The organism is Streptomyces sp. NPDC045846, from assembly GCF_056431605.1.
In genome coordinates this window covers 419,674-432,654 of the sequence record NZ_JBWKKJ010000006.1, presented here as the reverse complement: position 1 = coordinate 432,654, position 12,981 = coordinate 419,674, and the positions used below count along the sequence as shown (strand labels likewise).

Here is a 12,981-nt window from a genome sequence, read left to right as displayed (position 1 = left end):
GGTGAGGAGAGCGACCCCGATGTCCACCATGACGCTGAGCGAGGCCGCGGCGGCGAACCTGCCGGAGCTGACCACGGGGCGGCTGCTGTCGGTGTGGGAGCCGGACGCGGCCGCGCTGCTCCTGATCGTCGCCCTGGGCGGCCTGTACGGCTGGGGGGTGCTGCGGCTGCGCCGCCGCGGCGAGTCCTGGCCGCTGCCGCGCGTCGCCGCCTTCGCCGTCCTCGGGCTCGGCAGCCTGGCCGTCGCCACGATGTCCGCGCTCGCCGTGTACGACACCGCGCTGTTCTGGCCTGCCGCCGTGCAGAACGTCCTGCTCGACCTCATCGCCCCGCTCGGCCTCGCGCTCGGCGATCCCCTGCGCCTCGGGGTGCTCGCGCTGCCCGAGCGCGGAGCCCGGCGGCTGAAGAGCGCGATGAGCGGGCGCCTGGTCCGCTTCCTCACCTTCCCGCTGGTCAGCACCGGCCTGGTGCTGGCGTCGGAGCTGTGCATCTACTTCACGCCGTACTTCGAGTCGGCGCTGCGCCACGGCGCGCTGCACGAGCTGATGTACCTCCAGCTGCTGCTCGCCGGGAGCCTGTTCGTGCTGCCGGTGCTCACCCGCGAGGAGGCGCTGCCCGCCTGGTGCACCCACCCGGTGCGGGCCGCGCTCGTCTTCCTGGACGGTCTGATCGACGCGGTGCCCGGCATCGTCGTGATGACCCACAGCACCCTGATCGCGGGCGCCTGGTACCTCCACCACGCGCCCGCGTGGGCGCCCGACGTCCACCGCGACCAGCAGCTCGGCGGCGGCGCGATGATCACCATCGCCGAGCTGGTGTCGCTGCCGTTCCTGCTCGCGATCCTGGTGCAGTGGTCACGGGCCGACCGGGCCCAGCGGGTGGTGCTCGACCGCCGCCTGGACGCCGAACTGGCTCCGGCCGCCCCCGTCGAGGGGCGGCCGGAGGACACCGGACTCGTACGGCCCTGGTGGGAGACCGACGGCGGAACGGTGGGGCAGCGGATGCGTCAGCAGCGTCCCGGCGGCTGAGCGGTCAGTGCCGGTCGCGGCGCCTGCGCAGCCGGCTCACGATGAACCAGATCACGAAGACGACGAACGCGATGAAGAGGAGCACCAGGACCAGCAGGAAGATCCCGAGCTTCTTGAAGAAGCCGCCCTTCTTCTTGGCCTTCTTCGAGGCGAGGACGGTGGACTTGTCGGCGACGGTGTGACGCCCCGTCTGCGCGGCCGCCCGCACCGGCGCCGCCACGTCCCGTGCGGTGGTGCCCTGTTGGGCCGCGGCGACCGCGACCGTGGCGCGCGGCGCGGCCTCGGCGGTCACCGGCCCCGCCACCAGCGTGGCGCCAAGGATCAGGGCGAGGAGCACGGCCGCGCGGCGCAGCGGGCCGGGACCGGTCTTCGACGCGGTCGTGGAGTGCTGTTCGTTCATGGTGGTATCCCCCAGGGAAATCCGGTGCGGCGGGCCTGCCGCACGCCGTGTGTATCTGTACCCGCAGGGCGGGTCGTATTCCTCAGCGGTGCGCCGTGACGCCCGCCGTCGTCTCCACCTCGATGAGCGAGGCGCTCTGCCGCTCCGCCTCGAAGGCCGCGTGCCCGCCCCGCAGGCCGAACAGGCGCTTGGCGAGCAGGATGTAGAGGACCGCGAGGATGTTGATGGTCAGCGTGACGATCTTCACCCAGCTGATCTTCTCGGTGAGTTCGTAGATCTCCAGCGGCAGGAACATCGCCGTGGCGACGACGGTGAGGTACTCGGCCCAGCGCTTGGCCCGCCACAGCCCGACGCCCTCGACGATCTCGATCAGCGCGTACACGAGCAGCGCCACCGCGACGATCACCAGGGTGGAGTGCTTGTAGTCGAAGGTCTTCTGGATGGAGCCGACGACCGGTGAATGGTCGAGGTCGTAGTGGAAGTGCCGGAAGACCGGCCGGAGCACGTCGAGGTACTCGTCGAAGAACCGGCGCACGGCGTCCTGGCTGTTGCTGAACTTCCACACCGCGAGCGCCACCAGGACGATGAACACGCCGCGCACGGCCCGCTCGACGGCCAGGAAGCGCAGGATGAACAGGTCGCGCAGCACCTTCCCGCGCGGGACCAGCGGCGCCTCCTCGGCCGGGCCACCACCGTGCGGTGCGCCCAGGGCGAAGTCCCCGCAGCGCAGACAGCGCCAGGCCTCGCCGAGACCGGTGTCGGCCCGCAACCGGTCACGCAGCACGGCCTCCTGCGGCGCGTACGTCACATGGCCGCGGCGCGCACAGGTGCGCCGGTCCCAGTCGATCTTCATGCTCTTCCTCCCGTGAGGCCCACGACACGCGCGGACCGGTGTGCTCCACAGGGACCGTAGTGGACCCTTGTCGTGGACGTGCCAGGGGGTCGGGTCCGGGGCGCCCTGACGCGTCCGCCCTTCTAAGGAGACGAGAATGCGCTGATGAGTTCCGCGATCACGACAACTTCCACCGCCCGGTCCGAGGAGAGGTTCCTCCTGGTGCTGTCCGCGGCATCGGGCGCCACGGACGCGTTCGCCTTCCTCTGTCTCGGGAAAGTCTTCGCGGGCGTGATGACCGGCAACCTCGTCCTGGTCGGCGCATCGGTGGGCGCCGGGGACCGCGACGTGGTGCCCCGCGCCCTGACCGCGCTCCTCGGGTACGCGCTCGGCGTGGCCGGGGCGGCCGTCACCGGCTCCCGCGTCTCGCCCCGCCCGCTGCTCGCGGCCGAGACCCTGCTGCTCGCCCTGGTGGCGGCCGGCTGGGCGCTGGGGCCCGGCCGTTCGCTGGGGCCGCAACTGGCCTTGCTGTTCGCGGCCGCGCTCGCGATGGGGGTGCAGGCACGGGCGTGGGGCACCCCGACCACCTACTTCACCGGCACGTTCACGGGGCTCGCGGGGCGGCTCGCGCGGCGCGAGCCCGGGCAGCGGGACCCCTGGGTCGCGGGGCGCCTCGCGGCCGTCGTGGCCGGGGCCGCCGCCACCTCCCTGGTCGCCTGGCGCTGGTCCCCCGGCGCGGGCCTGGTCGGGGCCGTGCTGTGCGCGGCGGCGCCGGCGTTCCGGCCGCGCCGTTAGGGCTCCGGCGGCCATGCCCGAAGAGCTCTGCCGCGGGTCGCCCGAGTGGCCCGGGACGGCATATGCCGCAGGGCGGCACCCCCACCCGACCGGCGAAATCGCTCGCCTTTGACATATGCCAGAAGCACCACCGTATCGAGTGTTGCCAAATCCCTTACGGGGCGTCGCTCCCTGTGCAACAGTCGTTACCGGTCCACTTCGCCAGACCAGGCCCCACCGCGGTCGCATCGGAGAACGTCATGCCGTCCCATCTGTTCGCGGACCGTCCCGCTCCACAACCGCCCGAGCGGGGCACGGTCGACGCACTGATCACGCAGACCCGCCGGCTGCGCGGGGGCGTGGACGCGGTGCGCCGCGACGCGCTCGTGGACGACGACGACGCGCAGGGCCGCTGGCAGCGCGCCCTGTGCGACCTGGCGGTGCACCAACTCGACGACCTGGGCTCGCACTTGGACCAGCTGCGCGACGGCCTGAGTCCGGAGGAACAGGACGCCGCGGCGCTCGCCTCCGGCAGCGCGTTCGGCGACGAGCCGGGTCCCGGCTCGCTGCTCAGCCGGGTCGGCAGCGCCGAATGGAACCTGCTCACCGACGCGGTGAGCTGGTCCGACGAGCTGTTCCAGATCTTCGGCCGCTCCCCCGAGAGCGGCGGCATGTCGCTCGACGAGCTGCCCACCATGGTGTTCGACGACGACCAGGCGCTGCTCACCGCGATGGTGACGGGCTGTCTGGTGGACGGCCGGCCGATCGACGGGGAGTTCCGGATCGTACGGACCGATGGCCGGATCCGTACGCTCCACATGATGGGCGAGCCGGTGCTCGACGCCGACGGCTGCACCGCTTCGATGTGGGCCGTCCTGCGCGACGTGAGCGAGCTGCGGCGCAGTCAGCGTGCCGTGCGGGAGAGCCGCGACAGCCTGCAGCGCCAGCGCCACATCGCGCAGACCGAGCACCGGCTCGCGGTCGAGCTGCAGGAAGCCGTGCTGCCACCGTGGCGCGGCTCCCTGCGACTCCCGCACGGCGGCCCCGGCGCACTCGACATCGCGGCGCACTATCTGCCGTCCTCCTCCAGCGCTCTCATCGGCGGTGGCTGGTACGACGCGCTGGCCCTGCCCGACGGAGCCTCTTTACTGACCGTCGGCGACCTGACGGGGCACGGGGTGACGGCGACCGGCGCGATGGCGATGCTGCTCGGCGCTCTGCGTGGCATGGCCGTCGCGGGCATCGGACCGGGGCCCCTGATGGGCCACCTCAACCAGCTTCTGGAGACGACCGTGCAGCCCGCCCTGGGCAGCGCGGTCTGTTGTCGTTACGAGCCCGCCGGGCGCAGGCTCACCTGGTCCCAGGCGGGCCACCCCGCCCCGCTGCTGTTCCGCGACGGGACGGGGCGGGCGCTCGGCCGACCGGACGGGGTGCTGCTCGGCGCCACCCACGGAGCCTCCTACGGGCAGGCCGAAGTCACCCTCCGCGAGGGCGACCTGCTCGTGCTGGGCACCGACGGGCTGACCCGGCAGGGGACGTCGGACGAGGCGGGCCGGCGCCGTCTGCTCGGACTCGCCCCGCTCTTCGACGGCGGCCGCACAGCCCAGGACTGCGTGCGGATGATCGTCGAGGAGTTCGGCGAGCACGAGCGCGAGGACGACGCCCGTGTGCTGGTGGCCCGCATCGGGTCCTGACGCACCGGCGGAGAAGGAACGGCCCGAGGGGGCCCGGGGGTTGTACGCGTCCGGCGTACAACCCCCTTCTAGATGTCCGCGATCCGGCTCCCCTTCGACGGCGCCTGCGGCAGCGCCAGCTGGATCTCCTCCCGCAGATCCTGGATCTTGGCGTAGCCCGCGTACTGGCCCGTGAGCCGGTACATCTCGCGCAGCCGGTCCCAGGTGCGGTGCGAGGAGGTCTCCCCCATCGACACCAGCGCCAGGCGGGCGTAACGGTCCGCCTGTTCCGGGTCGTCGGCGATGAAGCAGGCCGACGCGAGCGAGATGTAGTCGAAGATCTTCGAGCGCTGACGGCCGCCCACCCGCAACTCCAGCGCCTGTTTGGCGTGGTGCTGCGCGATGGTGGCCGCGGACGGATCGTGCTCGGCCAGCGTGCGGAAGGCCAGCGCCTCCATGCCGTGCAGATCCGCCTCGTCGAACATCTGCATCCAACTCGGCGGCGGCACATCGCCCTTGTCGGAGACGAACAGGTCCTCCGCCTCGCCCAGAGTGCGGCGCATCGCCTGGCCGCGCCCCATGGACGCCTGCGCCCACGCCTCGATGGTGTGCAGCATCGCGCGGGTGCGGGGCAGGGTCTCCTCTCCCGAACCGGACTTGGCGAGCTTCATGAGGTCGAGGGCCTCCCCGGGACGGCCCAGGTGGACCATCTGGCGGGCGGCCCGGGACAGGGCCTCGCCGGCGCGCGGGCGGTCGCCGCCCTCGCGGGCCGCGTGGGCGGCGATGACGAAGTACTTCTGGGCGGTCGGCTCCAGGCCGATGTCGTGCGACATCCAGCCCGCGAGGACGGCCAGGTTGGCGGCGACGCCCCACAGGCGTCGCTGGAGATGGTCGGGGTGGCGGTAGGCGAGCATGCCGCCCACCTCGTTGAGCTGGCCCACCACCGCTTTGCGCTGGAGCCCGCCTCCGCGGGAGGCGTCCCAGGCACGGAACACTTCGACCGAACGCTCCAGGGCGTCGATCTCCTGAGACCCGATGGGGGCGGCCTCGTACCGGTCGAACCCGGCGGGGTCGGCGTGCAGGGGGTCGTTGATGCGGGGGGCGTCGGCCGAGAGTACGGGGTCGGTGTGCAGCCAGTCGTGCATGGCGCTGCTGAGTACGGAGCCGGTGGCGAGCGCGGCGCCCGCGCCCACCAGACCGCGTCGGTTGAGCATGAGGTCCATTCCCGTGAATTCGGTGAGGACCGCTGCCGTCCGTTCGGGCGCCCACGGAAGGCCGTCCGGATTCTTGGTGTTCCTGACGTCGTTCCGCTTTCCAGCGCGCCCGTGCCGGTCGAACCCGAGGTCCTCGATGGTCACGACACGGCCGAGCCGCTCGGTGAACAGCGCCGCCAGCACCCGGGGCACCGGATCGCGCGGGGTCTCCCCCATGTCGATCCAACGCCGCACCCGCGAGGTGTCGGTGGCCAGTTGAGGGTGGCCCATGGCCGCCGCCTGCCGGTTCACCAGTCGCGCGAGTTCGCCCTTGGACCAGCCGGCGAGGCCGAACAGGTCGTTCAGGCGGGTGTTGGGTTGTCCGCTCACGTCAAGCCCCCAGGTTCTCGGCTGAGTTGACAGTAATCCCCTTGTCAGATGCGGCGCGAGTATTCGCCACGGTTCGCCAGGGCACGCCAGATGGTGTGCCACCCGCGGCCGGGTGTCAGGTAAGAGAGCGCCACCCCGACCCGGGGGCCGGACCACATTCCCCAGGGTGCGGCTCGGCCACCGGGGCGGGTAGCGCACGCAACTTGTCGGCACACGAAGGGATCTGTCACCCATGTACACAGCATCGTCCTCCGTGTCCGCGCCGCCCCGGCCGCACCGTCCTCTGGGGGCGGGTGGCGGACCGTACCTCGACCCCACCCACGCCGGGTCGGCGTACGGCGCGGGCCGGATGCCGCGTCGGCCCGGGGCGGGCACGCAGCCGCTCAGCGGGAGAATCGACCTGTCCGGCCCCCAGGGCGCCCAGCTGCGCATCGCGATCGCCTCGGTGCAGCGCATCTGTCCGGAGTTCAACCCGGTGCAGGTGATGCGGCACAGCGGACGCTCCGTGCTGATCGTCGGCACGACAGGGCGCACGACCGCCGTCGCCAAGTGTTTACTGGACCACTCGCCCGCGTGGGCCGAGCGGTTCCGGCACGAAATAGCTGCCTACCGCGCCTTCGTGCGGCACCGCCCACCGGTGCGGGTGCCGCGGCTGATCGCCGCCGATCCGGACAACTGCACGCTGGTGATCGAGCGGATGCCGGGCAGGGCAGCGGCCCTGCAGCGGCATCCGGTCGAGGCTCCGCCGCGTGCCGACGTCAGGGCCGCCCTCGGCGCGATCGGGCGCATCAACGCCTGGCGGCCGCCCGCCGAGATGTTCGGCAGGCCCCTGGACTACGCGCCGCGCATCACCCGGTACCACGAGCTCGGCCTGTTCACCGACCGGGATCTGAGCGACCTTCAGAAGCTGGTGCACGGTCTGGCCCTGTCGGGCCGGGTCGACTGGCAGTTCTCGCACGGTGACGCGCTGCTCTCCAACATCCTGCTGTCGCCGGCCGGTCCGGTGCTGGTCGACTGGGAGCACGCGGGCTGGTACCTGCCCGGCTACGACCTGGCGACCCTGTGGGCGGTCCTCGGTGAGGCGCCCATGGAGCGGCGGCGGATCAGTCAGGCCGCGCAGGCGGCGGGCCCCGCCGCGCGGGACGCCTTCCTGGTGAACCTGATGCTCGTGCTGACCCGGGAGATCCGGACGTACGAGACGGCGGTGCAGCGCACCATGCGGGACACCGCGCCGGTGAGCCCGGCGCAGACCCCGCCGGGTGTGCTGTCCGCCGGGGAGCAGCAGCGGCTGCTCCTTCGCAGGCTGCACGACGACTGCGCCCTGGCGCGGCGGGCGGTGCGGGCGGCGGTCGGCACGCGCTGACCGCCGGGCAGAGGGGGAAGCGTGCTGCGCGTCCGGTGCCGACACACCGGGCGCGCAGCGCGCTGTCGTGCGTCAGCGCACGCGGACGACGTCGACGTCGGAGGCCTTGACGAAGGCGATCCGGTGGCCGATCTGCACCGTCACGAAGCGGGTGCTGCCGGGGAAGAACGTGTGGTCGTAGGGGTACGAGGAGTCGATGGTGGGGGCGTAGTAGTAGCCCGCGGGTGTCGGTTCGCCGCCGGGGTAGGACTGTCCGGCCTTGATGGTGTAGGCGAGCGGGGTGCTCACGCGCGGCGAGGTGAAGCCCGCCGGGTAGTCGCCCGCCACCGGGTACGCGGTTCCGTAGACCGGCACGTCGGTCAGGCCCTGCTTGGGGCGTACGACGTAGCCGGCGGTCGGGGTGGTCGTGCGGGTGTGCTCGGGGCTCTGGAACCAGGCCTTCTGTCCGTACCACCAGATCGCGGTCCAGCCGGGCCTGCGGTCCGCGACCACGGCCTGCTGGGTGGCGCTGATCTTGCTGCCCCAGTCGCCCGCGCAGTTGGTGCCGGGCCGGCCGGGCGGGTGGAGTCCGGGGTCGGCGAACAGCGGGGCGCCGGTGGACGGTTCGGTGTACAGCGGTACCGCGCTGGAGGGCTGGACGGGCAGGTCGATGTTCTTCTCGCAGTCGCGGACGGCCTGGAGGTTCTTCTTGAACACCGGGTTGACGGTGACCAGTTGGCCGCCGGGGCGCCCGGTGGGCTCGGTGGGTCTGCCGAGCAGGGTCATGAAGTGGTTCCAGTCCCAGTACGGTCCCGGGTCCCAGTGCATGGCGGGGGTACCGCCCGGGCTGGTGGGCGGCACGTTGTCGTGGCCGAGGATGTGCTGGCGGTCGAGCGGGATGTCGTACTTGGCCGCGAGGTAGCGCACCAGGGCGGCGGTCGAGCGGTACATCTCGGGGGTGTACCAGGTGGCGCCCTCGGTGGCGTAGCCCTCCTGCTCGATGCCGATGGACTCCGTGTTCATGTACCAGTTCCCGGCCTGCCAGGCGACGTCCTTGGTCTTCACCATCTGGGTGACGTGTCCGTCGCCGGAGCGCACGACGTAGTGGGCCGAGGCGGCCCGCTTCGGGTCCTGGAAGATCTTGAGGGTGGTGGCGAAGGTTTCCTCGGTGTCGTGCAGCACGATGTACTTGATCTTGTTGGTGTGCGGCCGGTCGGAGAGGTCGTAGTTGCCGTACGCCTCCTTGTTGGCCGGGTCGCCGGTCTGCTGGTAGGCCGCCGGTACCCAGTCGCACTTCAGGACGCGGGGGCATTCGGCGCCGCCCTGGGCCGCGCTCGCCGGGGAGGCGGGGGCCAGGGCGAGGCCCAGGGCGCCGGCCGTCGCCGCCGCGAGCGCGAGTCCGATCCTCTGTGTGGACGTCATGGACAACCCTTCCTGCCGGGAGGTGCGCGGGCTCTCTCGCAGAGCGGCGCGTGGATGCGCGCGGTCCGCGCGGGACACTGTGTGACCCGCGATGACGGCTCGTCAAGTACCTCTCGGCCACCCCGACTTGTACCAGTGGCCCAGACCTCTGGCAGGGCATCTGACCTGCCGATGGCACGGGGTGGTCAACACCCGTAGCGGTGGGCCGGGTTCACGGCCGCGGGCATGCGACAGCCCGGCACCTCGGACGGGAGGTGCCGGGCTGTCGGGCGATGCGCCGGGCGGGTCGCTCAGCTCTGCTGGAAGAGCTCAGCGGGCAGCGGCTTCAGGAGGGCGTACAGGTCGTCGGTGATCGGCCGGTCCCAGCTGGCGATCGTGACGAGGACGTTGTCGCTGCGGTCGAACTGCACGCAGGAGATGCGGCTTTCGGAGAGCTTGAGACGCCGCACGATGAGGAGGTTGTCGCCCTGCATCACCGGCATGTCCTCGCTGCCCACGACCTCGATGGGCTCGTCGTTCTCCAGCGCCACGAGCAGCTGGGCGACCTCGAAGGGGACCTGCCCCTCGGCCATCTCGCGGGCCGGGGAGCCCTCCGGCAGGTTGCCGATGATCATTGCGGGGCCGCGGCCGCCGAACAGGTCGTAGCGCAGGAAGACACCCTGGCAGCTGCCGTCGGGGGCGGGCAGCAGACCGGCGCCCAGGTTGCCGGGCCAGTCACCCGGGTCCATGGCCAGGACATCGAAGTCCGGGCCCGCGGGAGTGGCGGCGCTGCGGCGGCGGAGGAAGGACATGCCGTCAATGGTACGTGCCGCGAGCGGTCCGGCGGAGCCGGGCCCGGGGGCCTGGGCGGGTCGGATCCGCTGCCCGGCCGGGCCGGCCTGGACGGGCCGCCCCGGCCGTGGCACGAGGCGGCGCGAGGGCCCTTCCAGCAGCCCCGCACGGGGCGCGGCCCCGGCTCCCCTGCCGACGGGTGGCTGGGGGGCCGGGGCCGTCCCGGGGTGGTCAGCGGCCCGGCACTCCTCGGGTGCCGGAGCCCCGGGTCTGGAAGGGCAGCAGCCCGGCCAGGCCGCTGCGGTCCGTGCCGAGCTTGCGGAAGGCGCCGGACAGGAGGAGCTCCACCGTGCGTTCCTTCGTGCCGAGCTCCTCCGCGATCCGCCGGTTCTCCCAGCCCTGCGCCGCCCGCTCGGCCACCGCCTTCTCCTGGGAGGTGAGCGAGTCCGAGTCGACGGCGCGCAGCTGGAGCGGGCGCAGACCGGAGGCGGCGAGCTCCTCGCGGGCCCGGGCCGCCAGCGCGTCCGCGCCGCAGAGCGCGGCACTCTCCAGGCCACGCATCAAGAGGTCGGCGGCGTCCTGCGGCAGCCCGGCACGGCTGAGCATCGCGCCGTGGTCGACCAGGGCCTGGGCCAGCTCGTAGGCGGCCGGGGACTTCTCCAGCTGGCGGACGGCCTCGGCCATCAGGGCCAGGCTGTCGGCTCCGGAGGTCACCTTGGCCGCCGCGTGCAGGGCGCGGCCGATGGCGCCCGGGGTGCCGAAGCGGCGGGCGATCTCGACGGCTTCCTGCGCGACCTCGGCGGCCTCGCCGGGATCGGTGTGGGCGATCGTCTGGGCGAGCAGCGGCCGCCAGGGGCACCACATGGGGTTGCGCATGCCGCGCGGTTCGAGCCTGCGGCCGACCGCCCGCAGCCGTTCCTCGGCGTCGGTGCGCAGCCCGCGGGCGATCAGCAGCTCGCTGTAGACGGTCTCGGAGTCGGGATAGACCACGGCGTTGGGCACGACCTGGCCGTAGTTGTAGGTGTCGGAGAGTTCCTGGGCCTCCTGGACGCGGCCGCGGGCGATCAGGATCTCGATGAGGATGCCGAGCGCGAACCACTGGGCGGGGATCTGCTGACCGACCCGGTCGGCGATCCGCAGCCCGCTGTGCACCAGGTCCTCTGCCTCGGCGAGCCGGCCGCGGTGGAACTTGATGTAGCCGAGCAGCGTCAGGCCGAAGGACAGGTGGGCGCCGCGCCAGCCCTTGCGTTCGCAGTCGGCGATGCCCTGGTTGAACAGCTCGTCGGCGCGGCCGGGCTGGTCGCAGTACATGAAGGTGAGCGCGACCAGGACCGGGACCTCGAAGCCCCAGTTGTCGTCGGTCCAGGGCAGCCCGCCCTCCAGGGCCTGCTCGGCGTAGCCCAAGGCGATCTCGGCGGGTTCGCCGCGCACCATCGCGTCCCAGGCGCGCAGGCCCAGGATGTAGCGCTCGGCCTTGCCGCGCCCGGTGAGGTGCTCGGCGAGCCGGGCCAGACTGCGCGAGCGGGTCGGCGAGTCCTACTCGTCGGCGCGGAAGGCGTTCCACTGGAACGTCTCGGCCTGCATGCGCAGCCGGGTGCGGGCGCTGGTGGAGTGCTTGGCCTCGGCGGCCACGAGGGCCGCGGCCTCGCCCATGCGGTCGGTGTGGGCCAGTGCCTGGGCAAGCCGGTAGGTGACGGCTTCGCGCAGTTCCGGGGCGAGTTCGGGCTCTTCGAGGGCCGCCTTGAGGTGGTTGACGGTGGTGGCGGGCTCGTTCAGGAGCGCCGAGCAGCCCAGCTCGAAGAGGACCTCGGCGCGGTCCTCCAGGGCGGGAGGTTCGCGCAGGGCGCGGGCCAGACAGCGCCGGGCCGCGTCCGGTGCGCCCGCGCGCAGGTAGTCGCGGGCCGCGGCACGCAGCTGGCGCACCGCCCACCGGTCGTTCTCGGGGTGCATCTCCAGGATGTGCCGGGCCGCGGAGGTCGCGCCGAGACCGGCCTCGGTGACGGCGAAGGCCGCCTGCCCGTGCATCGCGACGCGCATGGCCGCCGGGATGGCCCGGTAGACCGCGGTGCCCACGAGCGGGTGGAAGAAGTCGAGCCTGCCGGGTCCGTCCTGTGCGGGCGCGAGGATGCGCGCCTCGCGCAGCCGGTCCACCGCGTCGGCCATCTCCTCCGCGCCGAGCCCGGCGACCCCGGCCGCCATCTCGCGGTCGGCGTCGGTGCCGAGCACGGCGACGGCCCAGGTGAGCCGCACCGCGGAGGGGCCGAGCCGCTCAAGCCGCTCGATGAGCCCGCTGCCGCGTACGGCGGAGGCCAGTTCGCGCAGCTCGGTGGCGTTGACGTACTGCGGTTTCATGCCGCGGTCGCGGATCCTCGCGACGAGTTCCACGGCTTCGTACGGGTTGCCCGCGGTCAGTGCCCAGCACTCGCGCGCGAACAGTTCGTCGCCTCCCTCGCCGAGCGCGTCGCGCACCAGGTCGCTGACGGCGGCCGGGGTGAACGGCGAGAGGTCGAGCGGGCGCGAGCCGTGCCGCATGGCGAGCCGGCGGAACTCGGCCGCGTGCCGGGGCAGTTCCTCGGGCCGGTAGGCCACGACGATCAGGAGCGGCAGGTCGGAGGCGCGCAGCGCGAACGAGCTCAGCCAGGACAGCGTCTCCTCGTCCGCCCAGTGGGCGTCGTCCACCACGAGCACGACGGGCGCGTACTGGACGGCGAAGCGGGTGACGAGCCAGTCGAGGCCGTCACGGACGCCCTGCGGGTCGGGCGCGACCCCGCTCTTTCCCGCGACCAGTCCGACCGCGGGCGCGACGATGTCGTACCAACTCCCCAGTATGTTGCGGTGCTCGGCCTCGGTGGCCGCGGCCAGCACCGGCTGCACGAGCTGCCGTACGACGTGGAAGGCCACGCCCTCCTCCTGCTCGCTGCCGCGGGCGGCGAGCAGGGTGCAGCCGCGTGCCGCGGCCTTGCGGCGCACTTCGGCCACCAATGTGGTCTTGCCCAGGCCTGCCGATCCGGCGATGGCGAGCAGGCCGCCGTTGGGCGCGCTCCCCTCGCCCGCGCGGCCGCACAGGTCGTTCAACATGCTGTCGAACAGCAGCAGTTCCTCGTCACGCTCAAAGAGCATCCGGCGCGGCGCTCCGCCCCGGCCCCTCGTCTCCGCC

General features: G+C 72.7%; 11 protein-coding genes. 4 read left to right on the top strand and 7 right to left on the bottom strand.

Annotated elements, in window-relative coordinates:
* Positions 1–19 precede the first annotated feature (19 nt).
* Entirely contained in the window at positions 20–1,027 is a 1,008-nt protein-coding gene (locus AC07F3_RS19845) for a cytochrome c oxidase assembly protein (RefSeq protein ID WP_479115767.1), read from the top strand.
* A gap of 4 nt (positions 1,028–1,031) precedes the next feature.
* Here AC07F3_RS19845 and AC07F3_RS19840 read toward each other — a convergent pair whose 3' ends face one another.
* Positions 1,032–1,427, bottom strand: coding sequence for a hypothetical protein (locus tag AC07F3_RS19840; protein WP_479115765.1), 396 nt, complete (start codon positions 1,425–1,427; stop codon positions 1,032–1,034).
* An 82-nt stretch (positions 1,428–1,509) separates the two neighbouring features.
* Positions 1,510–2,280 carry a DUF2127 domain-containing protein gene (locus AC07F3_RS19835; RefSeq protein ID WP_479115763.1) on the bottom strand — a complete coding sequence of 257 codons (771 nt, stop codon included), beginning with the start codon at positions 2,278–2,280 and terminating at the stop codon, positions 1,510–1,512.
* A gap of 144 nt (positions 2,281–2,424) precedes the next feature.
* Here AC07F3_RS19835 and AC07F3_RS19830 point away from each other — a divergent pair, with 144 nt between their 5' ends.
* Both AC07F3_RS19830 and AC07F3_RS19825 read left to right on the top strand, forming a co-directional pair.
* A complete protein-coding gene (locus AC07F3_RS19830) occupies positions 2,425–3,054 on the top strand; it encodes a DUF1275 family protein (protein ID WP_479115761.1) in 630 nt (209 codons plus the stop codon).
* Between the two features lie 239 nt (positions 3,055–3,293).
* Positions 3,294–4,727: a PP2C family protein-serine/threonine phosphatase gene (locus AC07F3_RS19825; protein ID WP_479115759.1), complete on the top strand. Its 1,434-nt coding sequence runs from the start codon at positions 3,294–3,296 to the stop codon at positions 4,725–4,727.
* A 68-nt stretch (positions 4,728–4,795) separates the two neighbouring features.
* Here AC07F3_RS19825 and AC07F3_RS19820 read toward each other — a convergent pair whose 3' ends face one another.
* On the bottom strand, positions 4,796–6,289 hold the full coding sequence (locus tag AC07F3_RS19820; RefSeq protein WP_479115757.1) for a DNA-binding protein NsdB: 1,494 nt from the start codon (positions 6,287–6,289) through the stop codon (positions 4,796–4,798).
* Between the two features lie 232 nt (positions 6,290–6,521).
* Here AC07F3_RS19820 and AC07F3_RS19815 point away from each other — a divergent pair, with 232 nt between their 5' ends.
* Entirely contained in the window at positions 6,522–7,652 is a 1,131-nt protein-coding gene (locus tag AC07F3_RS19815) for an aminoglycoside phosphotransferase family protein (protein WP_479115755.1), read from the top strand.
* A gap of 72 nt (positions 7,653–7,724) precedes the next feature.
* Here the strand turns inward: AC07F3_RS19815 and AC07F3_RS19810 are convergent, their stop codons facing one another.
* From AC07F3_RS19810 to AC07F3_RS19795, 4 genes are all read right to left on the bottom strand, one after another.
* Positions 7,725–9,053: an N-acetylmuramoyl-L-alanine amidase gene (locus AC07F3_RS19810; protein ID WP_479115753.1), complete on the bottom strand. Its 1,329-nt coding sequence runs from the start codon at positions 9,051–9,053 to the stop codon at positions 7,725–7,727.
* A gap of 290 nt (positions 9,054–9,343) precedes the next feature.
* Positions 9,344–9,844: a hypothetical protein gene (locus AC07F3_RS19805; RefSeq protein WP_114034819.1), complete on the bottom strand. Its 501-nt coding sequence runs from the start codon at positions 9,842–9,844 to the stop codon at positions 9,344–9,346.
* A 211-nt stretch (positions 9,845–10,055) separates the two neighbouring features.
* The gene (locus tag AC07F3_RS19800; protein WP_479115751.1) at positions 10,056–11,258 is read right to left on the bottom strand and encodes a LuxR C-terminal-related transcriptional regulator; all 1,203 of its coding nucleotides are present in this window, start codon (positions 11,256–11,258) and stop codon (positions 10,056–10,058) included.
* 102 nt (positions 11,259–11,360) lie between these two features.
* Positions 11,361–12,944, bottom strand: coding sequence for an ATP-binding protein (locus AC07F3_RS19795; RefSeq protein ID WP_479115749.1), 1,584 nt, complete (start codon positions 12,942–12,944; stop codon positions 11,361–11,363).
* Between the last annotated feature and the right edge of the window lie 37 nt (positions 12,945–12,981).